Origin of the sequence: Hongsoonwoonella zoysiae, from assembly GCF_013266695.1 — a bacterium.
GTDB classification, from domain to species: domain Bacteria; phylum Pseudomonadota; class Alphaproteobacteria; order Rhizobiales; family Stappiaceae; genus Hongsoonwoonella; species Hongsoonwoonella zoysiae.
Map to the genome: position 1 here is coordinate 729,216 of NZ_JABRXF010000001.1, position 24,407 is coordinate 753,622.

Annotated in this window: 25 protein-coding genes; 16 read left to right on the plus strand and 9 right to left on the minus strand. The window is 62.9% G+C overall.

Annotation, left to right across the window (positions count from 1 at the left end):
• Positions 1-11: 11 nt before the first annotated feature.
• The 10 genes from hmgA (at position 12) to HPQ64_RS03415 (ending at position 8,991) form a co-directional block, all read left to right on the plus strand.
• Positions 12-1,325 (plus strand): homogentisate 1,2-dioxygenase, encoded by a 1,314-nt coding sequence (gene hmgA / locus HPQ64_RS03370; protein WP_172886961.1) that lies wholly within the window; start codon positions 12-14, stop codon positions 1,323-1,325.
• Position 1,326: 1 nt separating this feature from the next.
• A complete protein-coding gene (locus HPQ64_RS03375) occupies positions 1,327-2,340 on the plus strand; it encodes a fumarylacetoacetate hydrolase family protein (protein WP_172886962.1) in 1,014 nt (337 codons plus the stop codon).
• A gap of 19 nt (positions 2,341-2,359) precedes the next feature.
• A complete protein-coding gene (locus HPQ64_RS03380) occupies positions 2,360-3,322 on the plus strand; it encodes an MBL fold metallo-hydrolase (RefSeq protein WP_172886963.1) in 963 nt (320 codons plus the stop codon).
• Complete coding sequence (locus tag HPQ64_RS03385) at positions 3,319-3,867, plus strand: DinB family protein (RefSeq protein WP_172886964.1); 549 nt, start codon at positions 3,319-3,321, stop codon at positions 3,865-3,867. The genes HPQ64_RS03380 and HPQ64_RS03385 overlap by 4 nt, the downstream gene beginning before the upstream one ends.
• Before the next feature lie 31 nt (positions 3,868-3,898).
• Positions 3,899-5,509 (plus strand): FAD-dependent oxidoreductase, encoded by a 1,611-nt coding sequence (locus HPQ64_RS03390; protein ID WP_172886965.1) that lies wholly within the window; start codon positions 3,899-3,901, stop codon positions 5,507-5,509.
• A 275-nt stretch (positions 5,510-5,784) separates the two neighbouring features.
• Complete coding sequence (locus HPQ64_RS03395; RefSeq protein ID WP_172886966.1) at positions 5,785-6,000, plus strand: DUF2783 domain-containing protein; 216 nt, start codon at positions 5,785-5,787, stop codon at positions 5,998-6,000.
• 22 nt (positions 6,001-6,022) lie between these two features.
• Positions 6,023-6,565 (plus strand): VOC family protein, encoded by a 543-nt coding sequence (locus HPQ64_RS03400; protein WP_172886967.1) that lies wholly within the window; start codon positions 6,023-6,025, stop codon positions 6,563-6,565.
• 72 nt (positions 6,566-6,637) lie between these two features.
• Positions 6,638-7,285 carry a maleylacetoacetate isomerase gene (gene maiA / locus HPQ64_RS03405; RefSeq protein ID WP_172886968.1) on the plus strand — a complete coding sequence of 216 codons (648 nt, stop codon included), beginning with the start codon at positions 6,638-6,640 and terminating at the stop codon, positions 7,283-7,285.
• Positions 7,286-7,442: 157 nt separating this feature from the next.
• Positions 7,443-8,324: a hypothetical protein gene (locus tag HPQ64_RS03410; RefSeq protein WP_172886969.1), complete on the plus strand. Its 882-nt coding sequence runs from the start codon at positions 7,443-7,445 to the stop codon at positions 8,322-8,324.
• Positions 8,325-8,334: 10 nt separating this feature from the next.
• The gene (locus HPQ64_RS03415) at positions 8,335-8,991 is read left to right on the plus strand and encodes a Fe2+-dependent dioxygenase (RefSeq protein WP_172886970.1); all 657 of its coding nucleotides are present in this window, start codon (positions 8,335-8,337) and stop codon (positions 8,989-8,991) included.
• Between the two features lie 81 nt (positions 8,992-9,072).
• On the opposite strand, the gene HPQ64_RS03420 is transcribed toward HPQ64_RS03415, so the two are convergent.
• Together HPQ64_RS03420 and HPQ64_RS03425 are read right to left on the minus strand one after the other, a co-directional pair.
• Positions 9,073-10,536: a RimK family protein gene (locus tag HPQ64_RS03420; protein WP_172886971.1), complete on the minus strand. Its 1,464-nt coding sequence runs from the start codon at positions 10,534-10,536 to the stop codon at positions 9,073-9,075.
• Positions 10,537-10,541: 5 nt separating this feature from the next.
• Positions 10,542-11,738: a peptidase C39 family protein gene (locus HPQ64_RS03425; RefSeq protein ID WP_343035898.1), complete on the minus strand. Its 1,197-nt coding sequence runs from the start codon at positions 11,736-11,738 to the stop codon at positions 10,542-10,544.
• Positions 11,739-11,948: 210 nt separating this feature from the next.
• On the opposite strand from HPQ64_RS03425, the gene HPQ64_RS03430 reads away from it, so the two are divergent.
• A complete protein-coding gene (locus HPQ64_RS03430; RefSeq protein WP_172886972.1) occupies positions 11,949-12,437 on the plus strand; it encodes an MmcB family DNA repair protein in 489 nt (162 codons plus the stop codon).
• Here the strand turns inward: HPQ64_RS03430 and HPQ64_RS03435 are convergent.
• Entirely contained in the window at positions 12,434-12,991 is a 558-nt protein-coding gene (locus HPQ64_RS03435; protein WP_172886973.1) for an ActR/PrrA/RegA family redox response regulator transcription factor, read from the minus strand. The two genes, HPQ64_RS03430 and HPQ64_RS03435, sit on opposite strands and share 4 nt — an antisense overlap.
• A 63-nt stretch (positions 12,992-13,054) precedes the next feature.
• The gene (locus tag HPQ64_RS03440; protein WP_172886974.1) at positions 13,055-14,431 is read right to left on the minus strand and encodes an ActS/PrrB/RegB family redox-sensitive histidine kinase; all 1,377 of its coding nucleotides are present in this window, start codon (positions 14,429-14,431) and stop codon (positions 13,055-13,057) included.
• A 254-nt stretch (positions 14,432-14,685) separates the two neighbouring features.
• Between HPQ64_RS03440 and secB the strand changes: the two genes are divergently transcribed.
• Positions 14,686-15,228: a protein-export chaperone SecB gene (gene secB / locus HPQ64_RS03445; RefSeq protein WP_172886975.1), complete on the plus strand. Its 543-nt coding sequence runs from the start codon at positions 14,686-14,688 to the stop codon at positions 15,226-15,228.
• Positions 15,229-15,365: 137 nt separating this feature from the next.
• Here the strand turns inward: secB and HPQ64_RS03450 are convergent, their stop codons facing one another.
• From HPQ64_RS03450 to rph, 5 genes are all read right to left on the minus strand, one after another.
• Positions 15,366-15,773 carry a DUF2852 domain-containing protein gene (locus HPQ64_RS03450; RefSeq protein WP_172886976.1) on the minus strand — a complete coding sequence of 136 codons (408 nt, stop codon included), beginning with the start codon at positions 15,771-15,773 and terminating at the stop codon, positions 15,366-15,368.
• Positions 15,774-15,932: 159 nt separating this feature from the next.
• Positions 15,933-17,501, minus strand: a complete 1,569-nt coding sequence (gene phaZ / locus HPQ64_RS03455; protein ID WP_246270491.1) for a polyhydroxyalkanoate depolymerase — start codon at positions 17,499-17,501, stop codon at positions 15,933-15,935.
• Between the two features lie 343 nt (positions 17,502-17,844).
• The gene (gene hemW / locus HPQ64_RS03460; RefSeq protein WP_172886978.1) at positions 17,845-19,002 is read right to left on the minus strand and encodes a radical SAM family heme chaperone HemW; all 1,158 of its coding nucleotides are present in this window, start codon (positions 19,000-19,002) and stop codon (positions 17,845-17,847) included.
• A 4-nt stretch (positions 19,003-19,006) separates the two neighbouring features.
• Complete coding sequence (gene rdgB / locus HPQ64_RS03465) at positions 19,007-19,624, minus strand: RdgB/HAM1 family non-canonical purine NTP pyrophosphatase (protein WP_172886979.1); 618 nt, start codon at positions 19,622-19,624, stop codon at positions 19,007-19,009.
• Between the two features lie 12 nt (positions 19,625-19,636).
• Positions 19,637-20,350, minus strand: a complete 714-nt coding sequence (gene rph / locus HPQ64_RS03470; protein ID WP_172886980.1) for a ribonuclease PH — start codon at positions 20,348-20,350, stop codon at positions 19,637-19,639.
• A gap of 195 nt (positions 20,351-20,545) precedes the next feature.
• Between rph and hrcA the strand changes: the two genes are divergently transcribed.
• The 4 genes from hrcA to HPQ64_RS03490 are packed head-to-tail and all read left to right on the plus strand — an operon-like array spanning position 20,546 to position 24,398.
• Entirely contained in the window at positions 20,546-21,625 is a 1,080-nt protein-coding gene (gene hrcA, locus HPQ64_RS03475) for a heat-inducible transcriptional repressor HrcA (RefSeq protein ID WP_343035900.1), read from the plus strand.
• A gap of 13 nt (positions 21,626-21,638) precedes the next feature.
• A complete protein-coding gene (locus HPQ64_RS03480) occupies positions 21,639-22,442 on the plus strand; it encodes a molybdopterin-synthase adenylyltransferase MoeB (protein WP_172886981.1) in 804 nt (267 codons plus the stop codon).
• 2 nt (positions 22,443-22,444) lie between these two features.
• Entirely contained in the window at positions 22,445-23,185 is a 741-nt protein-coding gene (locus HPQ64_RS03485) for a M48 family metallopeptidase (protein WP_343035901.1), read from the plus strand.
• A gap of 22 nt (positions 23,186-23,207) precedes the next feature.
• Positions 23,208-24,398, plus strand: a complete 1,191-nt coding sequence (locus tag HPQ64_RS03490) for a Bcr/CflA family efflux MFS transporter (RefSeq protein ID WP_172886982.1) — start codon at positions 23,208-23,210, stop codon at positions 24,396-24,398.
• Positions 24,399-24,407 lie beyond the last annotated feature (9 nt).

Consider the following 24,407-nt stretch of genomic DNA (forward strand, 5'->3'; position numbering starts at 1 on the left):
AGGGATCAGACATGACGCTCAGCTACATGCCGGGCTTTGGGAACGATTTCGAGACGGAATCGCTGCCCGGCGCGTTGCCTCAAGGGCAGAATTCTCCGCAGCGCTGCGCCTACGGACTTTATGCCGAGCAGCTTTCAGGCTCGCCGTTCACGGCGCCGCGCGGTACGAACGAGCGCTCCTGGCTTTACCGCATACGCCCGTCCGTACGCCACACCGCCCGCTTCCACCCGGTCTCCTACAAGCTTTGGAACACGGCGCCGAACATCGACGATCACGAGCTTGCGCTTGGCCAGTTGCGCTGGGATCCGATCCCCACGCCGAGCGAGCCGACGAACTTCATCGCCGGCATGCGCACGATGACGACCGCCGGCGACGTCCACACGCAGGTCGGCATGGCGACCCACGTCTATGTGCTGAACGAAGCAATGCGGGACGATTATTTCTTCAACGCCGATGCCGAAATGCTGCTGGTGCCGCAGGACGGCGAAATTCGCGTCTACACCGAAATGGGCATCATGGACGTCGCGCCGAAGGAAATCTGCGTCCTGCCGCGCGGCATGGTCTTCAAGATCGAGCCGAAAGATGGCCCTTCGCGCGGTTACGTCTGCGAAAACTACGGCGCGAAATTCACCCTGCCGGATCGCGGGCCGATCGGCGCGAACTGCCTGGCGAATCCGCGCGATTTCAAGACGCCAACCGCATGGTACGAGGACAAGGAAACCGATTGCCGCATCACGGTGAAATGGTGCGGGCGCTTCTATGTCACCGAAATCGGCCATTCCCCGCTCGACGTCGTCGCATGGCACGGCAACTACGCGCCCTACAAATACGACCTCACCACCTATTCGCCGGTCGGCGCGATCCTGTTCGACCATCCCGATCCGTCGATCTTCACGGTGCTGACGGCGCCGTCCGGCGAGGCGGGCACGGCCAACATCGACTTCGTGATCTTTCCCGAGCGCTGGATGGTGGCCGAGCATACTTTCCGCCCGCCCTGGTACCACCGCAACATCATGTCGGAATTCATGGGCCTGATCTGCGGCCAGTATGACGCCAAGGAGGAAGGCTTCGTGCCGGGCGGCATGAGCCTGCACAACATGATGCTGCCGCACGGGCCGGACGCCATGGGCTTCGACAAGGCAAGCAACGCGGAGCTTCGCCCGCAGAAGCTTTCCGGCACCATGGCCTTCATGTTCGAGACGCGCTTTCCCCAGCACCTGACGCGCTACGCCGCGAACCTGGACACCCTGCAGGACAACTACCTGGACTGCTGGAGCGGGCTGAAGAAGCGCTTCAATGGTACGCCGGAAGGGATTTTGGACTGATATGAAACTCGCGACGCTTAACAACGGCACGCGCGACGGGCTTCTCGTCGTCGTCTCGAAGGACCTGACCCGCTGCACGGAGGCGACGCGGATCGCCCCGACGCTCCAGGCAGCGCTCGACGACTGGGCGACCGCCGGACCGAAGCTCGCCGTGCTGGCCGAAAGCCTCGAGCATGACGCCGTTCCGACCATGCGCTTTCACGAGCACCTGACGCTTTCGCCCCTGCCGCGCGCCTACCAGTGGGCGGACGGCTCTGCCTATGTGAACCACGTGGAACTGGTTCGAAAAGCACGCGGCGCCGAGATGCCGGCAAGTTTCTGGACCAATCCGCTGATGTACCAGGGCGGCTCCGACGCTTTCCTCGCCCCCCGTGCGCCGATCCTGATGGCGGATGAAGCCTGGGGCATAGACATGGAAGGCGAGGTTGCCGTCGTCGTCGACGACGTGCCGATGGGCGCTTCGCTCGATGAAGCGCGCGAGGCGATCCGGCTTGTCATGCTGGTCAATGACGTCAGCCTGCGTGGGCTAATCCCCGGCGAACTCGGCAAGGGCTTCGGCTTTTTCCAGTCGAAGCCGTCTTCAGCATTTTCGCCGGTTGCCGTCACGCCCGACGAGTTGGGCAAGGCTTGGGACGGCGGCAAGCTGCATCTGCCCCTTTGCGTCGATCTCAACGGAAAACCGTTCGGCCGGGCGAACGCAGGCGTCGACATGACATTCGATTTCCCGACGTTAATAGCCCATGCGGCGAAGACGCGGCCGCTTTCGGCGGGCGCGATTATCGGGTCCGGCACGGTTTCCAACAAGCTCGACGGTGGCCCGGGCAAGCCGGTCGACCAGGGTGGCGTCGGATACTCGTGCATTGCCGAAATCCGCATGATCGAGACAATCGAAACCGGCGAGGCGAAGACGCCCTTCATGCGCTTTGGCGATACGGTCAGGATCGAGATGAAGGACGAAGCCGGCCATTCCATCTTCGGCGCGATCGACCAGACGGTCGAGAAATACGAACACTGAAAGACTTGGGAGAATTCCGATGGCAAAAGCCTTCGCATCGCAGGGCGACATGGCCGAAAAGAAGATATCCTTCAGCGAAATCGGCCGTGACCTCTGGGCGTTTACCGCCGAAGGCGACCCGAACTCCGGCGTCATCATCGGCGACGACAGTGTCATGATCGTCGAGGCACAGGCAACGCCCCGGCTCGCCAACAAGGTGATCGAGAAGGTGCGCTCGGTCACCGACAAGCCGATCACCCATCTGGTATTGACCCACTATCACGCCGTTCGCGTACTGGGCGCTTCCGCCTACAACGCGCAGCAGGTGATCATGAGCGAGAAGGCCCGCGCCATGGTCGCCGAGCGTGGGCAAGAGGACTGGGACAGCGAATTCGCCCGCTTTCCCCGACTTTTCCAGGGGCATGAGAGCATTCCGGGCCTGACATGGCCGACGACGACCTTCAACAACCGCATGACAGTCTACCTCGGTAAACGGCGGGTCGACCTGATGTTCCTCGGCCGCGCCCATACGGCGGGCGACATCGTGGTCTATGTGCCGGACGCCAACGTCATGTTCACCGGCGACATCGTCGAATACCACTCCGCCTGCTACTGCGGCGACGGCCATTTCCACGACTGGCCGGGCACGCTGGAAAAAATCCGGGTATGGGATGTCGACGCCATCGCGCCGGGGCGCGGCGACGCGCTGGTGGGCAAGAAGATGGTCAACGATGCCCTTGATCTTACAGGCGATTTCGTAAAGTCGACCTACCGTCCGGTGGCGCAGGTGGCGCTGCGCGGCGGCTCGCTGAAGGAAGCCTGGGACGCGTGCCGGGCCGAATGCGACCCGAAGTTTTCCGATTACGCGATCTACGAACACTGCCTGCCGTTCAACGTCGCGCGCGCCTATGACGAGGCGCTGGACATCGACACGCCACGTATCTGGACAGCGGAGCGCGACAAGGAAATGTGGGAAGCCCTGCAAGGTCAAGTGATTACATGAACTCGTATTTTTACCTCATGGCGCTCAACAACGCCTATGCGAACGAAAAGCTGCTCGGCGCGGTTTGCGAACTCTCGGACGAAGAATTTTCAGCTCCGCGCTCAGGCTTCTTCCCCTCGCTGAAGGCGACGTTGAACCACGTGCTTTTCGTCGACCGCTATTACCTCGACGCGCTTTATGAGGAAGGCGTCGGGAAGAAAGTCTACGACGCCGAGGAAATTTCCAATCCGGGCGAACTGAAATCCAAACAGGCGAAAGAGGATGCCCGTCTCGTCGCTTTCTGCCGCGACCTGACGGACAAAGCTACGTTGCGGCAGGTTGCGACCGATCGCGGGGATAAAGGCGCGATCGAGGAGCGGGTGGACGCGCTGCTCCTGCATCTCTTCCAGCATCAGGTGCACCACCGGGGGCAGGCGCACGCGATGCTCTCCTCGACAAGGGTGAAGCCGCCGCAGCTTGACGAATTCTTTCTGGAGTTCGAGCGCGACCCGGTTGCTGAGAAACATTTGAAAACGGCCGGAATGACTGGCTGGCAGCCAAAGTAACCAGCGCAAGCAGGTGCGTTCGGGAGGAAACATGACGAAGATCTTCGAAACGCCGCTTTACCCCTACGAGCGAACCAAGGATCAGGACGCGGCGGAGCCTGTTCGCCATCCTGTCGTCGTGATCGGGGCCGGCCCGATCGGGCTGGCTGCCGCGATCGACCTTGCCCGGCATGACGTGCCGGTCGTGATCCTCGATGAAAACGACAAGGTGAGCTGGGGCTCGCGCGCGATCTGTTTCGCGAAACGCCCGCTTGAAATCCTCGACAGGCTCGGCTGCGGGCAGGAGATGGTCGACATGGGCGTGCAGTGGAACCTCGGCAAGGTCTTCTTCGGCGACCGCAAGGTCTATGATTTCAACCTCCTGCCGGAGGAGGGCCACCACCGGCCCGCCTTCATCAACCTGCAGCAATATTACTTCGAAGAGTATCTGGTGAACCGCGCCCGCGTACTGGAGGCCGAAGGCAAGCCCATCAACCTGCGCGGCGGCAGCAAGGTGACGGCGGTCGACGCCAAGGACGATGGCGTGCTCATGACCGTCGAGACGCCGGACGGGCCGTACCGGATTATCGCCGACTGGGTGATCGCCTGCGACGGGGCGGGCTCGCCCGTGCGCTCCATGATGGGGCTCGACTTCGTGGGCCGCGTCTTTGAAGACAATTTCCTGATCGCCGACGTGGTGATGGAAGCGGGCTTCCCCACCGAACGCTGGTTCTGGTTCGACCCGCCTTTCAACAAGGGCCAATCGGCCCTTTTGCACAAGCAGCCCGACAATGTCTGGCGCATCGACCTGCAGCTTGGCTGGGACATCGACAAGGAAAAGGAAAAGAAGCCGGAGAACGTCATCCCGCGCCTCAAGGCGATGCTGGGCGAGGATGCGAAATTCGAGTTGGAGTGGGTCTCGATCTACACGTTCCAGTGCCGGCGGATGGAGAAGTTCCGCCACGGGCGGGTGATCTTTGCCGGCGACGCAGCCCACCAGGTCTCCCCCTTCGGCGCGCGCGGAGCGAACTCCGGCCTGCAGGACACCGACAACCTGATCTGGAAGCTGAAGCTCGTGATGGAGGGCAAGGTGCCCGAAACCCTGCTCGACAGCTACGACGCGGAGCGGGTCCATGCGGCTGATGAAAACATCCTGAATTCATCGCGCTCCACCGACTTCATAACGCCGAAATCGGACCAGAGCCGCATCTTCCGCGACGCCGTACTCGATCTTGCCGAACATTTCGAGTTCGCCCGCCCAATCGTCAATTCCGGGCGGCTGTCGGTACCCGCGACCTATGACGGATCGCCGCTGAACGGCCCCGATGTTGACGAAATGCCGAGGCGCACCCGCCCCGGCGCGCCGGCGGTGGACGCGCCCGTCGGCAATGGCTGGCTGCTTTCGCGTCTTGGCGACCGTTTCCAGCTCATGACGATCGACGCGGAGGCGCCCGACAGGATCGACGTTTCGGGCATTGAGGTGGAACGCCTCGAACTTTCCGCAAAAGACGACCCGAGCGGCGCTTTGGCCGAGCGTTACCTGGGCGATGCCCAGGCCGGTATCTACCTGATGCGCCCGGACCAGCATGTCGCCGCGCGCTGGACGAAATTCAACGAGGCGGAGCTTCGCTCAGCCGTCAACACCGCCACGGGCCGGATCTAGGGTCTGGACCCATAAAATTAATGAGATCGGCACCTGAAACGGCAAAGAGATGCAAGGAGATGCACGCATAGCGGGTCGGCCACCCGGTCAAGCGCTTCGACGAAGCAGGACGAAGCCGTTTCGGTGTCTGGAAAATATGGCCGATTTGGCTGGCTACTTTGTCGCAAGAACTTGAATACCGGCCTGGTTTCCTGCGTTCTTGCTCCTCGTATCCAATCAAATCGGCTCATACCGATCCCGTCAATTTTAAGGGTCCAGACCCTAAGGAGGTGAGAATGAGCGAACTGACCCTCAAGGCCAATATCGACCGGCCGGACGATTTCTACGCCGACCTGCTTGCCGCACACGAAGGCCTTTCGAAGGCGGAAAGCGATGCGCTCAACGCGCGTCTCATTTTCGTGCTCGCCAACCAGATCGGCGACCGGGAAGTGCTCAGGCAAGCGCTTGCCGCAGCCAAACAGGCAATGCACCGGGATCCTGCCCGATCCTGAACGTCCACGGAGGACATACCCCATGAAAATCGAGAAGATCCACCACGTCGCCTATCGCTGCAAGGACGCGAAGGAGACGGTCGACTGGTACACGAAGAACCTGAACATGGATTTCATCCTCGCGATTGCCGAGGACCATGTGCCGTCGACCCATGAGCCCGATCCCTACATGCACATCTTCCTGGATGCGGGCGACGGCAATGTGCTCGCCTTTTTCGAGCTGCCGACGAAGCCCGAGATGGGCCGCGATCCGAACACGCCCGTCTGGGTGCAGCATATCGCCTTCAAGGTGAAGGATCGCGATACGCTGCTTGAGTTCAAGGAAAACCTCGAGAAGAACGGGATCGAGGTGCTTGGCGTCACCGACCATTCGATCTTCCATTCGATCTATTTCTTCGATCCGAACGGCCACCGCATCGAACTGGCCTGCCCGGACCCGAAGGAAGAGGAGATGCTGAAGAAGCTCGACGCGGTGAAATGGGACATGCTCGAGGAATGGTCGAAGACAAAGCGCGCGCCCAAGCACGCCGCCTGGATGCACGAGAAGGAACTTTCCGACGTTTGATCGGACAGTGGACGCGCGGACGCCCGCACCGGCGTCCGCCGGCGATCCCTATGGCCGAAGTAAGGTGGGAACATGAGCCGGACCGTTCTCTATGACTACTGGCGATCCTCCGCCAGCTACCGGCTGCGGATCGCGCTGAACCTGCTCGGCATCGATTACGAGGCGGTGCAGGTGAACCTTCTCAAGAAGGCGCACAGGGAGCCGGAAAACCTTGCCCGAAATCCGCAGGGCCTCGTGCCCACGATTGAGATCGACGGGCGCACTCTTACCCAGTCCGTCTCCATTCTGGAATATCTGGACGAGACGCGAGACGGCGCAGGCTTTCTGCCACGTGACCCCGTGGGGCGGCAGCGCGTGCGCGCCCTGTCTTACGTGATCGCCATGGAAATCCACCCGGTCTGCAACATGTCCGTTGCCGCATATGCGATGCAGCTTGGCGGCGGGGACGAGCAAATCCGCATCGACTGGATGAGGAAGTTCATCGGCGACGGTCTGGCCGCCTTCGAGAAGATGCTGGACGACCCGGCGACCGGCGCGTTCTGCCATGGCGACCGGCCGACGATGGCCGATATCTGCCTCGTGCCGCAGCTATACAATGCGGAGCGCTGGGGAGCCGATATCTCCGCCTGCCCGAAGCTGATGGAGATCGGCGAGCGATGCAGGGAAAGGCAAGCTTTCGCCGCCGCTCACCCCGAACGCGTCGGTCCGCCGGCCGATTAAGTCCAGCCTGTCCCGCTCCAGAACAGCCGTTACGGACCGCCTATCCGACGAGGGCGCACGTTTGCGTTTCCCGCCGGAAATCCGGTTGACATTTTAGGCGCGTAAAAATACTTGAGTATAAAGCTCATATTTTAATCGCCAAACAGAAAGGCAATCGATGACCAAGGAAGCGACCCCCTCCCCCCGCCGAATCGAGCCGCGACGCACACTGTTGCTTGGCACCGCAGCCGCCGTTGGGTTCGCCACGGCCGCAGCCGCACCCGCTTTCGCTGCGAACGGCAAGGCAGAAGCCGGATATGCGGTAAAATCCGTGCCCTCTATCGTGCTTGCCGAAGCCTCGCAAGGCGGCGAAGGAGGAGAAGGGGGCGAAGGCGGCGAGGGAGGCGAAGGCGGCGCGGCGCGCGCCGGCGCCGAAGACAGCCATTTCCTGGCAGAGCTTGCCATCGTCGAAGGGCATCTGCGCGCCGGGTTCGCCCTCTATGATTCCGGGGCGCCCGATATGGCAAAGCCCCACATGAAGCATCCTCAGGATGAAATCTACGCCGAACTGAAACCGCAGTTGCAGTCGCGCGGCGCGGAGGATTTCTCGGAAGAACTCTCGACGCTGGCGGCGGCAATCGAAGGCGGCAAGCCGGTGCCGGAAGCCAAGGCCGCGTTCGACAAGGTCCTGCATGAGTTGGAGGAAGCGCGCGAAAAGGCCGGCGGCGGCGAAGCCTCCCGGCTCAAGGCTGTGGTGCTGATCGTACGCGAAGCGGCCGAGGAGTACGAAGAGGGCGTCAGGAACGGCAAGCTCGTCGAAGCGCATGAATATCAGGACGCTTGGGGATTTGTGCAGGCCGCACGGGCCATGACCGAAGAGCTGTCGCACTCCACGCGGCCTGAGGTCCGCGATGCCGTCGCCGCCATCAACGAACAATTCGATGTCATAGCGGATGCCTTTCCTGCCCTTCAGCCTGGAGAAGATTCGACCCTTCTCGAAGCATCCGTTCTCCTTGGCGCCGCGGCGCGCATGGAAATCGCCTCGCTTTCCGTCAAATAGGAGCATTCGCTTGTTTATCGCCATCGAGGATCTGCTCGACGGCCATGAAGTTGCAGCGGTCCGAGAGACCGCTGCCAACCTGGCCTTCGAAGACGGGCGCAAGACCGCCGGCCGCTTCGCCCGCGAAGTCAAGGCCAATGCGCAGGCGGCGGCCTCGCCGCAGCGCGACGCCATTCTCAAGAAGGTGGAAGAGGCGCTGGCGGCGAACCCGCTTTTCAGCGCGGCGGCACGACCGAAGCGCATCGTGCGCCTTCTTCTATCTCGCTACTGCGAAGGCCAGACTTACGGGAGCCACGTCGACGACGCCTTGATGGGCGGAGCGCGCACCGACCTTTCCTTCACGCTTTTCCTTTCGAATCCGGAATCCTATGAGGGCGGGGCGCTTGTCGTGGAGGACGCACTGGAGGAGCGGGCGATCAAGCTGCCGGAGGGCCACCTGTTCCTTTATCCCTCGAACACGCTGCACCGTGTCGAACCTGTTACCGGCGGTGAACGTCTTGCCGTGGTCGGCTGGGTTGAAAGCTGGATTCGCGAAGCGGAGCGGCGCGAAATCCTTTTCGACCTGGAGCAGAGCCTGAATGCCGTTCATGCGGCTGAAGGCAAGACGGCCCTGTTCGACCGGCTTGCCAAGACGCGCTCCAATCTCCTGCGCATGTGGGCAGGCTGATCGCAACATTTGCGCGTAGTTGGACACGCCGCCGCATCCTCATCTGCCGTTGGCCGGGGTGATGCAGGGGCAAGGTGCGCTCTAACGCGCCTCCAGCCGCTTCAGGAACCAGCGGACCAGCCGGTCCCAGACCATGTCCTTTTCCGCCGAATCCTCAACGCCGTGATCGAGGTTCGGATTGTCGTTGACCTCGATAACGACGACATTGTCACCGACCTGCTTCAGGTCGACCCCGTAAAGACCGTTGCCGATGAGGCGCGCGGCGCGCACCGCCGTTTCCACCACGAGCGGCGGCGCCTCAAGCAGCGAACAAGTGCGGAAGCTGCCTTCGACGGCGGCCTTTCCCTCCTCGTGGCGCACGATCTGCCAGTGTTTCTTTGCCATGAGATACTGGCAGGCGAAAAGCGGCTCGCCGTCCAGCACGCCGATACGCCAGTCGAAGGAGGTGAGGCAGAACTCCTGGGCAAGCAGCACGTCCGACTCGTCGAAAAGTTCTTTCATCTTGGCCGTTAGCGCCGCCGCATCCTCGACCTTGAAAACGCCGCGCGAAAAGGAACCGTCGGGAATTTTCAAAACGATCGGCCAGCCGAGCGCCTCGCCAAGGCCCTCCGCATCCTTCATCGTCGACAGGATGACGGTCTTCGGCGTCGGCACGCCGTTCTGCTCCAGCAATTCGGCCAGATAGACCTTGTTGGTGCAGCGGATCATCGAAACCGGATCGTCGATGACGGGCATGCCCTCGAACGTCGCGCGGCGGGCGAAGCGGTAGGTGTGATTGTCGATTGTGGTGGTTTCGCGGATGAAGAGCGCATCGAACTGGGCAAGCCGCTCCAGGTCGCCCTTGCCGATAGGAACGACCTCGATGCCATGGCGCGCGGCAACCTTCGCAAGATACTTGAGGGAGGCTTGCGAGGACGGCGGCAGCGCGTCTTTCGGGTCGCAAAGGACGGCGAGCGAATATTTCATCGGCACACGCTGTTTCGGCGCGCGCCAGGAGCGGCGCGTGTAGGCCTCCAGCGAACGGTTGAAATGATCGCGCCCTTGCGCATCAAGCTCCGTCAGGGGGAGTGGGCGGATGCGATCTATCGTCCGCCATTCGCCAGGCTTTACCGTCACTTCGAGAAGCGGGACGCGAAACCAGTCGAACACCAGGCGGGCGAAAGGCTCATAAGTCTCATCCGCGGCATGGCCGAAACAGACCGTGAGCTTGAAGGAGCCGCCCGGAACATTCGCGATCCTGGCAAGTGTCCTGTTGAGACGGTCCTCGAGCTCGGGAAGGGCATGACGGTAAAGCCCTTTCCTGGAAAGTTCCGTCATGGTTTCCACGCCCGGCACCACGCGGTGCCCGCGCGCTTCGGCGAGCAGCGAGGCATAATAACCGCCGCCCTGATAGGCATAGGAGCGCGACAGGTTGAGGATCGTCGGATGCGTGCCGGCAAAAAGCTTCGGGCGCGTGATGTATTCGCGCACCGTCATGACCTTGTGCGGGGTTTCCGCGTTCGAAAGGTCCTTGGGATTGTCGACGAGAATGACCCATGTGGCCATGAGCGCTACGCCTTTCTGAGCAAAATCTGTGCACGCACGCCCTGCTTGCCCCAGCGGGCCATGCGCTCGAACGCCGCAAGGGGAATGGGCAGATGCGCGGCATCGGCGAAGGTTTCGGGAATGGCGTCGGGATCGGTCCCCTTGTCGTGGCCGGCGGCGACTTCAGGCTCCGTCCAGGGATCGTGCACGATGACATGGCGCTCGTCACCGCCGTGAACGAGGATCCAGTGCGGCTCCTTCTTGCGGTACATGCCGTAACCGGAAATCAGCACGATGGACAGCGTGCCGCGTTGCGCCTCGCCTGCCAGCTCTTCCGCCGAAAGCGGCCTGTCGAACACCGGGATCGACAAAGCTTTCGCCTCGCTGCGAAAATCGTCCTGAACGAGGCGCATCACGCGCCGCTTTTCCGCGTCGCGCACCGAGGAGAGGAAGAAATGCTCTTCCGTGTTGACGCGGATTTCGGCGTAGAGGCCGCGCTTTTTCGCCGCGACCGCCAGGCCGAAAGGCTCGCACCCGCCAAGGCCCGAGGCGAGATAGATCGTCGTCGCCTCCCGCCAGAGCCGCAGCTCTGCCGTCTCGTCCACGCCGCTTTCGACGTCGAAGGCGGCAAACGCCATGCGCAGGCAGCACGGCCCGCAGGTGAAGTCGGTCGCCTGGCGGAAGTAGGGAACCGACGTTCTGAGCGCATGCCCGCCGTGCAGGCGCTTTTCGAGGCGAAGCGCGTCCTCGCCATCCTGATAATAGGCTTTCACCCGCGCAAACCGGCGGTAACCCGACTTTTCGTAAAGGCCAATGGCAGCCGGGTTATCGGCGCGAACCTCCAGACGCAGGAACAGCCGGTCAGCGTCATAAGCCGCGTCTTCCGCGGCCCGCAAGAGCTCGCGGCCGATGCCCGCACCCTGAAACCCGGCATCGACGGCAATGGAATAAAGCCGGGCCAGCGCCGTTTGCGCGCGAAAGAGGACGAGCGCATAGCCTGCGAGCCGGTCTCCCGCGATCGCCACAATGAGCCGTGCCGTCGGGCTTTTCAGGAAATAACGGAAATTGCGCCGCGAGATACGGTCGCTGGCGAAGGCCGCAACTTCAAGCGCGACAAGCGACGCAAGATCCTCCGCCTTCGCCGCGCGCATGCCGACGGGGTGAGGACCTTGCGGCCCTTCGGAAGGACGCGCCGCATTACCGACGCGGGACGGAGTGTCCACGATATTCGATTGTCCGAAAAGAAATCAGGATCGCATGACGCTTGCAATTTTCGCCACGACCCAACGGCCGGCTATATACGCCGCATAGCGGTTTTTCGCAAAGGCTTTCGACGAACGGGACAATGGTTTCAGCCACATTCAGGCTGCGCCCGGTTTCGGCTTGCATTTATCGAACGAAACAAGAACAATTCTTCCAACTGGAGGTGGCCGATGCAATCGAACAGGGTGAGGCTGGACGATCCCCTGGCGGACGGACGGCAGTCGGACACGGCAGCGATGGTCTGGCGCGGCGTCGCCCGTCTGTTCCGGCAGATGGGATATGCGAGCGTGGGCGAGGTGGTGCTTGCGTCCGGCAGGCGCGCGGACCTGATGGCCGTGGGGCCGAAGGGCGAGGTCTGGATCGTGGAAGTGAAATCCTCCATCGCGGATTTTCGCGCCGACCGCAAATGGCCGGGCTACAGGGACTTCTGCGACCGTTTCTTCTTCGCAAGCCACGCCGGCGTGCCGCGCGACATCTTCCCCGAGGAAGCCGGCTTCATCCTCTCCGACGGGTTTTTCGCCGATATCCTGCGCGAAGCGCCTGAGCACCGGCTTGTGGGCGCAAGGCGCAAGGCCGTTACGCTGCGTTTCGCGCAGGCCGCCGCCAACCGCCTGCATGACGCGCTCGACCCCGATGCAAGACCGGGTGCCGGTCTTTAGCGTGGCGCGCGCTTGGCAAGGATGCGCTGCAGGGTGCGGCGATGCATGTTGAGACGGCGCGCAGTTTCCGAAACATTGCGGTCGCAAAGCTCATAGACGCGCTGGATATGCTCCCAGCGCACACGGTCCGCCGACATCGGGTTTTCCGGCGGCGCGGCCTTTTCGTCGCCGTCACGCGTCAAGGCCGCATAAATGTCGTCGGCATCCGCCGGTTTGGCAAGATAATCGACCGCGCCGAGCTTCACCGCCGTCACGGCGGTCGCGATATTGCCGTAGCCTGTGAGAATGAGCGCGCGGGCGTCCGGGCGGCGGGCGCGGATCGCCTCGATCACATCGAGGCCGTTGCCGTCTTCAAGGCGCATGTCGACCACCGCATAGGCCGGCGGGGCGGCTTCAACCTTGCCGATCGCCTCGCGCACGCTGTCGGCGGTTTCCGTCTGAAACCCGCGCTTTTCCATCGCGCGCGCCAGCCGCTGGTTGAAGGCGTGATCGTCATCGACAATGAGCAGGCGACGGTCTTCCGCCGCGTTTTGCTGGCCCTGCAGATCGGTCATGGGGCATTCCGGCCTTGTTTAGAGAAATTCAAAACTCAGCAATTGTTATAGATTGGCTTTCCTTCACGTCAAAGCCCCCGTATCAGCGGAAGCCGCCAGGGCAACGTCTTTCTCCACCGCCGTTTCGCCCTCCTGGTCCATCACGGGACGCGGCCAGGCGACTGTGATCACCGCGCCATGGGCGGGCACGCGCCGATTGTCGAAGTAAAGCCGGGCGCCCGTGCGCTCCAGCAAGGTCTTGGCAATGAAAAAGCCGAGACCGAGACCGCCGGCGCGCTCACCATGATCGCCGCGCGCATCCCTGCCACGGCCACGGGCGGTAACGTAAGGCTCACCCAATCGCGCCAGAACATCCGGCGCGAAGCCCGGCCCGTCGTCGCTGATGACGATGCGGACGTCCTTGCCGCTCCAGCGCCCTTCGACCTTTACCGTGGCTTCAGCGAAATCGACCGCGTTTTCCACCAGATTGCCGAGGCCGTAGATGATGCCCGGGTTGCGCGCGCCGACCGGCTCTCCGCCATCGCCACGCATATCGACCTCGATCCGCGTGCCGAAGTCGCGATAGGGCGAGACGACCTCCTCGATCAACTGCGACAGCGGCATGCGGCGGATGTGCAGGTCGCCCTCGTCTGAAAGGGAGGTGAGTTTGGCGAGAATATCCCGGCATCTTTCCGCCTGGGAGGCGATCAGGGCGACATCCTCGCCGCGCGGATCGTCGGTCTCGAATTCGGGCTTCAGTTCCTTTGCCGTTAGGAAGATGGTGGCCAGCGGCGTGCCGAGCTCATGGGCCGCGGCCGCCGCCAGGCCGTCGAGCGCGTTGATGTGCTGCTCGCGCGCAAGCACCAGTTCGCTGGCGGCAAGGGCATCGGCGAGCTGACGCGCTTCTTCCGCTACGCGGAACGCATAGACGCCCATGAAGGCGAGCGCGCAGACAAGCGCGGTCCAAACGCCGAAGGCATAGATCGGCGGAAGGAAGAAATCGCCCGTATCATGCCAGGGAAGCGGCATGTGGAAGACGGCGAGAATACTGGCGATGCCGGCCGCAAGCAGGCCCAGCAGGATCGTCTTGTGCGCCGATAGCCCGGTCGCGGAGATCATGACCGGCGCGAGCAGCAGGAAGGCGAACGGATTGCCCAAACCGCCCGTGAGGTAAAGAAGCCCGCCCATCTGGATGAGGTCGTATCCGAGCTGGATCGCCGCCATGCGCTCCGAAAGGCGACGGGTTTCCGGCCACAGGATCTTGAGGAAAATGTTGAGCCACGCCGAAAAGGCGACGAGGCCGAAACAGAAGACGAGTGGAAACGGGTAGCCCAAGCCAAAATGGACGACAAGAAGCGCCGCCGTCTGCCCGGCGATGGCAAGCCAGCGCAGCCGCACGAGGGTATCGAGCTTCAACGTCCTGTGCGGCAGACGCAGGTCGTCGTCGCGCGCTTCAAGCATCCGGGAAACCTTCCTTGCCGATCAATGCCTTGCACTTTAATTGTCCGCCAGCCTCCACGCCAGTGGCGCGAGGCGGAATCCCGCAAACCGGCGGTTTTGCCGCAATGTGATCCCTAAATACCTTGTGCCGCGGGCACCCTACATGTTAGCCAGCGCTCGACAGTTTGGCCCACCGGGCCGAAGCCGCCGTCTTGCGATGCATAAATGCCTCGCCGGCGCGCGGCCCCAGGCACTTGGAACCAGGACGATACGACATGACGGATACCAACGACGCCGCCGCACCGGCCGGTGGCGCTCCGCAGGGCGGAGAAGGGCAGACGACCGGTGAGGCTCAGCCGGGCCTTTCGATCATCGCGCAGTACATCAAGGATCTTTCCTTCGAAAATCCGAATTCGCCGCGCTCGCTGCAGCCGCAGGGCCAGCCCAAGCTCGACATCAACGTGAACGTCAATGCGACGCCCTTCAACGACAACCAGTTCGAAGTGGTGCTGACGCTGAACGCGAAGGCCAACAACGACGCCATGGCGCTGTTCGTTGTGGAACTCGTCTACGCCGGCCTTATCAAGGTTTCCGGCGTGCCGCAGGAGCACCTTCATCCCTTCGTGATGATCGAGGCGCCGCGCATCATCTTCCCGTTCGCTCGCAACATACTGGCCGAGGCGACGCGAAACGGCGGCTTCCCGCCGCTGATGCTGGATCCGATCGATTTTGCCGCCCTCTACCGCCAGAACCTGCAACAGCAGCAAGCGGCCGGCGCCGGCGAAGGCGGAGCCCCGCAGCAGCCGATGCCGAACTGACAGGCAGCAAGTTTGCGACAATGAAAAAAGCCGCGGAAACGACCCGCGGCTTTTTTCATGTTGGAAGCTTGATCCTGACGCGATTTCCTACCCTCCAGGCGTGATCGCCTGAAGGGAAAGCGCGGGCTTCAGCTTGTTCAGGCTTCCGCTTCCGGCCGGGGGCCACGACCGCGATTTGCCATGAAGCGGTCGAATTCCTCCTGATCGCGCGCGCGGCGCAATTCACGCAGGAATTCGTCGAACTCCGCACGCATGCGGTCCAGCCGGGCGCGCTCTTCCTCAAGCCGCTTCAGCTCACGCTCGCGATATTCGTCGAACGCCGCATTTCCCGTGCGGCCGAAGCCGTGGCCGCCGCCCGATGGCCCGTGCCACGCACCCGAGCGCCACTGATCACGAGCATCGCGCGCCATTTCTCCGAAACGGTCGCCCCAGACGATATAGGCAAGCATTGCCAGGCCAAGCGGCCAAAAGACGATGAAGCCGAGCACCATCAGGCCGATTGTCATCGGATTCCAGCCCGGTCTGATCGCGGAACAACTTGTCATGACGACTCCCTCTTCACCCGTTGCTCTTAAAAGGTGGGCGCATGAGGGGCGATATTCAAGATGAACGCGACCGGAACCTTATTTTCCCAACGTCACCGGAAACGAAAAACGGCGAAGCCGAGACGCTCCGCCGCTTTGACCGGACGTTCCGCAGATAGCTTACGATGTCACGGAATTGCCGAGTTTTTTCGCCTGGTCTATCCAGTTGTCGCGGGCGATGCGCCCACGAAACTCCAGCTTGTCGTCAAGAACCGCGATCTGCGCGTCGGTAAGCTGGGCAATCTGCCAGTAATGAAAAATACCCGCCTCATTGAGCATTTTTTCAAGCTTCGGCCCGACGCCTGAAATCCGCTTCAGATCATCAACCGCGCCTTCGGGCCTGGCGAGCAGAATCTTGTCCAGCGGGTCCGGCATGGCGGTCACTGGCGCCTCTGCCTGCGCCGCCGGGGCGGGCACGGCAACCGCCGGCTTGACGGCGGCCGTTCCGCCACTTGCCGCACCCGTCGTCACCGTCACGTTGCGCGTCCTGTTGGAGGCGATGAAATCGAGAATGCGCGGGGCGATTTCCGCCCGGAAGCGCGAGCCGTTGAACACGCCGTAGTGTCCGACCGACGGCTGCTCGTAGTGAGCCTTCTTGTCATCGGGAAGATTGACGCAAAGCTTGTGCGCCGCCTTCGTCTGGCCCCGACCGGTGATGTCGTCCTTTTCGCCCTCGATGGTCAGGAGCGCGGTTTTGCGGATCGCGCCGCATTCCACCGGCTCGTCGCGATGCATCATCTCGTCCTTCGGCAGGGAGTGACGAATGAAAACCGTTTCCACGGTCTGAAGGTAGAACTCTCCCGAAAGGTCCATGACGGCGAGATATTCGTCATAGAATTCGCGGTGCTTTTCCGCGCTGTCGCCGTCGTTTTCCACGAGGTGCTGGAAGAAGTCCCTATGGGCGATCATGTGTCGGTCGAGGTTCATGCTCATGAAGCCGGAAAGCTGCAGGAAGCCCGGGTAGACATCGCGCATGAAACCGGGATGCGGGAAGGGCACCTGCATGATGACATTGCGCTCGAACCAGTCGATCCCCTTGTCCTCGGCCAGATCGTTGACCGCCGTCGGATTGATCCTCGTGTCGATTGGCCCGCCCATCAGCGTCATGGTCGACGGTGCGTAGGGATCGTCTTTCGCCTCCATGAGCGCCACAGCCGAAAGAACGGGCACCGACGGCTGGCACACACCAATGACATGCGTGTCCTCACCCAGGAAATGCAGGATGGAGATGATGTAGTCGATATAGTCGTCGAGATCGAAACCGCCCTCGGAAAGAGGCACCATGCGCGCGTCGATCCAGTCGGTGATATAGACATCCGCGCGCGGCAGCATGGCCTCCACCGTGCCGCGAAGAAGCGTGGCATAGTGGCCGGACATGGGCGCGACAATGAGAATGCGCGGATCGCTGCCGCGCCGCGCGCGGGCTCTCGCATCCCCGGGGCCGCGTTCGAAATGGATCAGATTGCAGAAGGGCCGCTGCCAGACCACCTTTTCGCGAACCGGCACGCGCATGCCGCCGACCGTCGTTTCGTGCAGCCCGAACTCCGGCTTGCCATACCGCCGGGTCGTGCGCTCGAAAACTTCGCAGGCCGCCGCGACGGAACGCCCGTAGGTGGTGTGGGAAAGCGGGTTGAGCGGGTTCTGGAAGTAGAGCCGCGTCATGTCCGCCGCCGCCCGCATCGGGCTCATGGCCGCGTGATTGAGTTCGTAAAGCTGATAGTAAGGCACCTGATCCGACCTTTCATCCAGCAACCGGAAAAACCGGCGGGACTTTTGCATCGCAAAAGATTAAGCGGATCGAAGCACTATCCTCAATACCGACTGTCGTAGCATTGTCCACAGCCCGGCGATTCCAGTGATGCATCAAGCGGTTCGACGGCGCTTCACTTTTGCGGCACTGCGGTGGAGGATAGATCGCACCTGCGAACAAAGCAAATTATCGGACAAATCGAATCACAAAAGCGGCTCGAATACTTGTATCCGGCACAGCCATTGCGAGTAATTCCGTCACGGCATCTGTGGATATCCGCCATCACGCGGCCAGATCGGCAACAACAGCGTCCAACACGGGAAAACCGGCGGGCGTGACCCTCAGCCGTTGTCCGCCCAATTCCTCCACCATGCCGTGCTCAAGAAGCTGGTCGAGCCTCCACGGGTCGATCCTTCGGCCCGCAAGCCTTTCGAAGCGCGCGAGATCCACACCTTCGACGAGACGAAGGCCCATCAGCAGGAATTCATCCCCCTGCTCCTCCTGATCGAGGGGCAGGTCCTCGACCCGCCCGTGTCCGCGCGATTCCACGTGTTCAAGCCACGTTTCGGGATGCTTCTCCGTCGCCGTCGCCCGTTTCGTGGCGCCGACCGAGATGCGCCCGTGGGCGCCGGGCCCGACCCCGACATAGTCGCCGTAGCGCCAGTAAACGAGATTGTGCCGGCATTCCGCCCCCGGTGCCGCGTGGTTCGAAACCTCATAGGCGGGAAGCGCGTGCGCGGCGCAAACCTCCTGCGTTGCCTCATAGAGGTCGGCGGCAAGATCGTTGTCCGGCAGGGTGAGCTTGCCCGCCATGTAGAGCCGGTAGAACGGCGTGCCCTGCTCGATCGTAAGCTGATAAAGCGACAGATGATCGGCGGCGAGGCTGATCGCCTTTTTAAGCTCGCGCCTCCACGCAGCCACCGTCTGGCCGGGGCGGGCGTAAATGAGATCGAAGGAGAGACGAGGGAAGGTGTTTCTCGCGATCTCGATCGCCTCGCGCGCCTGGGCAACATCGTGAAGCCGCCCGAGGAATTTGAGTTCCCTGTCGTCCAGAGCCTGCACGCCGAGCGACACCCGGTTGACGCCGGCCGTACGATAGCCGCGAAAGCGCCCCGCCTCGACGCTGGAGGGATTGGCTTCGAGCGAGACCTCCACATCCGGGTCGACCGGCCAGAGCGCGGAAATCTTGTCGAGCACGCGGGCGACCGTTGCCGGCTCCATCAGCGACGGAGTGCCGCCGCCGAGAAAGATCGACTGGACGGTGCGCCCCGGGACGAGTTCGGCATAATGCTCCAGCTCCCGCTCGAAAGCGGCGGCGAAGCGCGCCTGATCCACCGGCGCATGGCGGACATGGCTGTTGAAGTCGCAATAGGGACACTTGGCCGCGCAAAACGGCCAGTGAACATAGATCCCGAAGCCGCCTTCAGGCTGAATATTCATGGGTCTATCCGATCGCGGACGCCCGGAAACGGGCAAAGGCGCGGGCGCGGTGAGACAAGGCCTTTTTCTCGGCCTGGGTCATTTCGCCGAAGGTGCGCGTTTCGCCCTCCGGCCGGAACATCGGATCATAACCGAAACCATGGCTGCCGCGCGGCGGCCAGACGCAGGTTCCCGAAACCTCTCCGCGATAAAGCGCGACATCGCCGTCAGGCCAGGCAAGACACAGCACCGCGACGAAGCTTGCCGCCCGCTGCGCCTCGCTGGCCGCCCCCACCGCCTGGAGCTTTTCCTCCACATTGCGCATGGCAAGGGCAAAGTCCTTCTCAGGCCCCGCCCAGCGCGCCGAATAGACGCCCGGAGCGCCATCGAGCGCGGCAACGCAAAACCCGCTGTCGTCCGCAAGTGCCGGAAGGCCGCTGGCTTCAGCCGCCGCGCGCGCCTTCAGCTCGGCGTTTTCCTCGAAAGTCGTGCCGGTTTCCTCAGGCTCCGGCAGGCCGAGATCGCCGGCGGAGAGCACCTCGAAGCCGTGAGGCGCCAGCATGTCCCGGATTTCGGCCAGCTTGCCGGGGTTGTGGCTTGCAAGGACCAGCCGTCCGGGCTCCAGTTTCCGCTCAGCCGTCACGCGACACCGCCTTCAAAGGATCGACATTTTCTGCAAATCGACAAGCCGCGCCACACCCTTGCGCGCGAGCCCGAGCAGGGCCTGAAACTCATCCTCCGAAAAGGGCTTGCCTTCCGCCGTCGCCTGCACCTCGACGATGCCGCCCGAACCCGTCATGACGAAATTGGCATCCGTCTCGGCTTCCGAATCCTCCGCGTAATCGAGGTCGAGCACCGGCGCATCCTCGTAAATGCCGCAGGATATAGCCGCCACATGATCCACGAGAACGGGGGCCGAGATCATGTCTCGCGCCTTCATCCAGGCGATGCAATCGTTCAGCGCGACCCACGCCCCGGTTATCGCCGCTGTGCGCGTGCCGCCATCGGCCTGGATAACATCGCAATCGACGCTGATCTGGCGCTCGCCAAGCGCCTTAAGGTCGACCACGGCACGCAGGGAGCGCCCGATCAGCCGCTGGATTTCAAGCGTGCGGCCGGACTGCTTGCCGGCGGAAGCCTCGCGGCGCATGCGATCCCCCGTCGCGCGCGGCAGCATGCCATATTCCGCCGTCACCCAGCCCCGGTTCTGGCCGCGCAGCCAGGGCGGCACACGCTCTTCCAGGCTTGCGGTACACAGCACATGCGTATCCCCGAACTTCACGAGGCAGGAGCCTTCGGCATGCTTGGACACCCCGCGCTCGAGGGTAACGGCCCGCATTTCATCGGCTGCGCGCTTGGACGGTCGCATGAAATTCCTTTCCGGCTGCAAAGTGCTAAGGTCCACACTTGATCAGGAGATCGTGCCTTTTAGCGCTGTCCACGGATTGAGGTCAAAGGGTCGCTTGCCAAATTATCAGCTTTCGGCCCTATATCTATAAGGGACCGCGTGAAATCCGGCCCAGAAACGAAAAACCGAGGTCAGACAATCAGGACGAGTTCACCCGTGAGCATTGGCGTTCCTTCCGTCAGCCTCAGCGATCTCGACCAGAGGTCGCGGGAAATATTCCGCTCGATCGTGGAAACCTATCTCACCACCGGGGAGCCGGTCGGCTCGAGAAACCTGTCGCGCATGCTATCGCTTCAGCTTTCTCCGGCATCGATCCGCAATGTCATGTCGGATCTGGAGCATCTGGGCCTGCTTTACGCCCCCCACACCTCCGCCGGGCGCCTGCCGACCGAAGGGGGTTTGCGTTTCTTCGTCGATGCTCTTCTGGAAGTCGGCGATCTTACAAAGGAGGAGCGCCAGGCGATCGACGTGCAGGTGAAAGGCGCGAAAGTGCCGCGCACGACCGAGCAGATCCTGACCGAAGCGAGCCAGATGCTGTCCGGCCTGTCGAGCGGCGCGGGCGTGGTTCTCGCCCACAAGCAGGACGCGCGCCTGCGGCATGTGGAGTTTGTGCGCATCGAGCCGCTGAAGGCGCTTGTCGTGCTGGTCGCCGAGGACGGGTCGGTGGAAAACCGGATCATCGACCTGCCGCCGGGCCTGCCGAATTCTGCCCTCGTGGAAGCTTCGAACTTCCTGACCAACCTTATCCGTGGGCGGACGCTTGCCGAAGCGCGCGTCGAGCTGGAGCGACAGCAGAAAGAGCGTCAGGCCGAGCTTGACCGCCTGACCGCAAAGCTGGTGGAAGCGGGTGTGGCCACCTGGACGAACAATGCCGCCGACGCCGGCACGCTCATCGTCCGGGGCAGGTCCAACCTGCTGGCCGACCTCGAGGCCGCGGACGATCTGGAGCGTATCCGCCTGCTCTTCGACGATCTGGAATCCAAGCGCGACCTGATCCAGCTCCTGGGCCTTGCCGAACAGGGCGAGGGGGTGAGGATCTTCATCGGCTCGGAGAACAACCTCTTCTCGCTTTCCGGTTCGTCGCTTATCGTCTCGCCCTATCGCGACGCGGAGCAGCGCATCGTCGGCGTGCTCGGCGTCATCGGCCCGACGCGTCTCAATTACGCCCGCATCATCCCCATGGTCGATTACACGGCGAAGCTCGTCAGCCGCATGATCGGCAACCCGAAATCCTGAAGCAGCTGCACTTATGACCCTTTCCCCCGCCGAACTGGAACGCTACGCCCGCCATATCGTGCTTCGCGACGTGGGCGGGCCCGGCCAGCAGAAGCTGAAGGCCGCGCGCGTGCTTGTCATCGGCGCGGGCGGGCTCGGCGCTCCCGTCCTGCAATATCTGGCCGCGGCGGGCGTCGGCACGCTCGGCATCGTCGACGACGACACGGTGTCGCTTTCCAACCTGCAGCGGCAGGTGATCCACGATACCGACCAGCTTGGCGAGCCCAAGGTGGCAAGCGCAGCGGAGGCGATCTCGCGCATCAACCCGCATGTGAAGGTGGAGCCACACCCGGTCAGGCTCAGGCCCGAGAACGCCTTGGCGCTGATCGGCCGATACGACCTCGTGGTCGATGGCTCGGACAATTTCGCCACGCGTTATCTTGCCTCCGACGCCTCGTTCTTCGCGAAAAAACCGCTGGTGACGGGTGCTGTCGGCCAGTTCGACGGCTCGCTCACCCTTCTCAAGCCTTACGAAACCGGCGCCGACGGCAAGCCGAACCCGACCTACCGCTGCATTTTCCCCGATCAGCCGCCGGAAGGCATGCTGCCGACATGCGCGGAAGCCGGCATCCTCGGCGCGCTGACCGGCACCATAGGCTCGCTGCAGGCGCTGGAAGCGATCAAGGAGATCGTCGGCATCGGCGAGGGGCTGGTGGGCAGGCTCCTTCTGTTCGACGCACGCTCCATGCGCATGGAGACGATCAGATACGCCTGGTCGGCGAAAAACCCGCTCACAGGGGCCATGCCTAAATCCTTCGCCGAACTGGCGGACGCCTGAGCGTGCGAAAGTTCTTCGCACGAAATCCAGCCCCCCTGCCAGATACGCTCACGCTCGATATCGGCGGCGAGGCAATTCTCGTCCGCGTGACGCGCAACGCCCGCGCGAAGCGCTATCTCCTGCGTATTCCGGCGGACAGCCGGGGGCCGGTGCTGACCGTTCCGCAAAACGGCTCGTTCGAAACCGCGCTGGAATTCGCCGAACGCCATCGCGGCTGGCTTGCCGAAAAGCTCAGCGCACGCCCCGAGACGGCGGGCCTGCGCGAAGGCGTGATGATCCCGCTGCGCGGGGTCGAGCACACGATCGTCCGCACCGGCAAGCTGCGCGGCCTCGTCGAATTGGTGAACGATGGCGAAGACCCCGAAATCCGGGTGCCGGGAGCGGAAGAACACCTTGCCCGCAAGCTGACCGACTGGCTGAAGCGCGAAGCGCGCGCCGACCTTGAAGCCGCCGTTGACCGGCATGCGGCCAAAATTCCCAAGAAACCCGCCGGCATCACCGTACGCGACACGACGAGCCGCTGGGGCTCCTGCGCGTCGAACGGCAGGCTTTCCTTTTCCTGGCGGCTCGTGCTTGCTCCCGCCGAAATACTCGATTACGTAGCGGCGCACGAGGTGGCGCATCTCATCGAGATGAACCACGGCCCGCGCTTCTGGGCGCTTTGCCGCAAGCTTGCGCCGCATACCGACGAGGCGCGGCTCTGGCTCAGGAAGAACGGCAGCCGGCTCCACCACATCGGCTGATACAAACGAGCAGGAACGAGACGTGCTGAAGGCGAACACATGGGCGCTGACCGCCACACTTGCGGGACTCACCGCGCTGGGGCCGCTGTCGACGGACATGTATCTGCCGGCGCTGCCCGAGATCCTGAGCGACCTTGCCACCACCAATCCGGTCCTGCAACTGACGCTATCCGCCTTCCTGGTCGGATTTGCCGCCGGCCAGATCGTTTACGGGCCACTGGCCGACCGCCACGGCCGCAAACCGGTGCTGATCGGCGGGCTTGCGCTTTATTCGATCGCGAGCCTCGCCTGCACCATCGCCAACTCCGTGGAGCTTCTGATCGTCGCAAGAACGGTACAGGCGCTCGGAGCATCCGCGCCCATCGTGCTGGCACGCGCGGTCGTGCGTGACCTTTACGAAGGCCCGCGCGCGGGCAACGAACTTGCCCGCATGGGTTCCATCATGGGCCTCGTGCCGGCGGTGGCACCTTTCTTCGGAGGATTGATCGCCGCGATATCGGGCTGGCGGCCGATCTTCTTCGTCATGCTCGCCTTCGGCCTCTGCCTTTCGCTCATTGTCGGGCGCAGCCTGCCGGAAACGCTGAAGCACCGCACGAAGGAACCTCTTTCGCTGATCGCGATTTTCCGGGCCTTCGCAAGCCTCCTGACGCATGGCGGCTTCCGCGTCCATCTCGCCGTCGTCACGCTCACCTATAGCGGACTTTTCGCCTTCATCTCCGGCTCGTCCTTCGTGCTGCAGGATCTCTACGGCCTGTCGCCGACGGTCTATGGCATCGCCTTCGGCGCCTGCGCGGGCGCCTATGTCCTCGGCACCATCGGCGGACAGCGCATCGCTACGCGCGGCTCGAGCGCGGTGATAACCGCCGGTACGCTGCTTCTGGCGGCAGGCGGCGTGGTCATGCTGGCCTGCGTGCTCGCCGGTCTTGAAAGCGCGCTTTCGGTCGTCTTGCCAATGATGGTCTACATGGTGGGCGTGGGTTTCGCCCTGCCGCAAACGCAGGCCGCCGCGCTGATGCCCTTTCCCGACCGGGCGGGAACGGCCTCGTCATTGGTCGGGGTAACGCAAATGAGCATCGCCGCCATCGTCGGTATTGGCGTGGGCGCTAGCATCGGCTCATCGGCCGTGCCGCTTGCCGCCGTGATCGCCGCGAACGGGCTCGCCGCCTTCCTGATCTACAAGTTCGGGAAGCACCTGCGCGAGGCATCCATCTAAAGGCGGCAG

What these genes read in the sequence shown, in the direction of transcription:
- HPQ64_RS03375 (WP_172886962.1), top strand. Translation starts at nt 1,327, where the DNA reads ATGAAACTCGCGACGCTTAACAACGGCACGCGCGACGGGCTTCTCGTC.
- rph (WP_172886980.1), bottom strand. Translation starts at nt 20,350, where the DNA reads ATGCGACCGTCCAAGCGCGCAGCCGATGAAATGCGGGCCGTTACCCTC.
- HPQ64_RS03390 (WP_172886965.1), top strand. Translation starts at nt 3,899, where the DNA reads ATGACGAAGATCTTCGAAACGCCGCTTTACCCCTACGAGCGAACCAAG.
- HPQ64_RS03480 (WP_172886981.1), top strand. Translation starts at nt 21,639, where the DNA reads ATGACCCTTTCCCCCGCCGAACTGGAACGCTACGCCCGCCATATCGTG.
- HPQ64_RS03435 (WP_172886973.1), bottom strand. Translation starts at nt 12,991, where the DNA reads ATGACCGATCTGCAGGGCCAGCAAAACGCGGCGGAAGACCGTCGCCTG.
- maiA (WP_172886968.1), top strand. Translation starts at nt 6,638, where the DNA reads ATGAGCCGGACCGTTCTCTATGACTACTGGCGATCCTCCGCCAGCTAC.
- HPQ64_RS03440 (WP_172886974.1), bottom strand. Translation starts at nt 14,431, where the DNA reads ATGCTTGAAGCGCGCGACGACGACCTGCGTCTGCCGCACAGGACGTTG.
- HPQ64_RS03430 (WP_172886972.1), top strand. Translation starts at nt 11,949, where the DNA reads ATGCAATCGAACAGGGTGAGGCTGGACGATCCCCTGGCGGACGGACGG.
- secB (WP_172886975.1), top strand. Translation starts at nt 14,686, where the DNA reads ATGACGGATACCAACGACGCCGCCGCACCGGCCGGTGGCGCTCCGCAG.
- hemW (WP_172886978.1), bottom strand. Translation starts at nt 19,002, where the DNA reads ATGAATATTCAGCCTGAAGGCGGCTTCGGGATCTATGTTCACTGGCCG.
- hmgA (WP_172886961.1), top strand. Translation starts at nt 12, where the DNA reads ATGACGCTCAGCTACATGCCGGGCTTTGGGAACGATTTCGAGACGGAA.
- HPQ64_RS03395 (WP_172886966.1), top strand. Translation starts at nt 5,785, where the DNA reads ATGAGCGAACTGACCCTCAAGGCCAATATCGACCGGCCGGACGATTTC.
- phaZ (WP_246270491.1), bottom strand. Translation starts at nt 17,501, where the DNA reads ATGAGCCCGATGCGGGCGGCGGCGGACATGACGCGGCTCTACTTCCAG.
- HPQ64_RS03420 (WP_172886971.1), bottom strand. Translation starts at nt 10,536, where the DNA reads ATGGCCACATGGGTCATTCTCGTCGACAATCCCAAGGACCTTTCGAAC.
- HPQ64_RS03450 (WP_172886976.1), bottom strand. Translation starts at nt 15,773, where the DNA reads ATGACAAGTTGTTCCGCGATCAGACCGGGCTGGAATCCGATGACAATC.
- HPQ64_RS03380 (WP_172886963.1), top strand. Translation starts at nt 2,360, where the DNA reads ATGGCAAAAGCCTTCGCATCGCAGGGCGACATGGCCGAAAAGAAGATA.
- HPQ64_RS03400 (WP_172886967.1), top strand. Translation starts at nt 6,023, where the DNA reads ATGAAAATCGAGAAGATCCACCACGTCGCCTATCGCTGCAAGGACGCG.
- HPQ64_RS03385 (WP_172886964.1), top strand. Translation starts at nt 3,319, where the DNA reads ATGAACTCGTATTTTTACCTCATGGCGCTCAACAACGCCTATGCGAAC.
- HPQ64_RS03410 (WP_172886969.1), top strand. Translation starts at nt 7,443, where the DNA reads ATGACCAAGGAAGCGACCCCCTCCCCCCGCCGAATCGAGCCGCGACGC.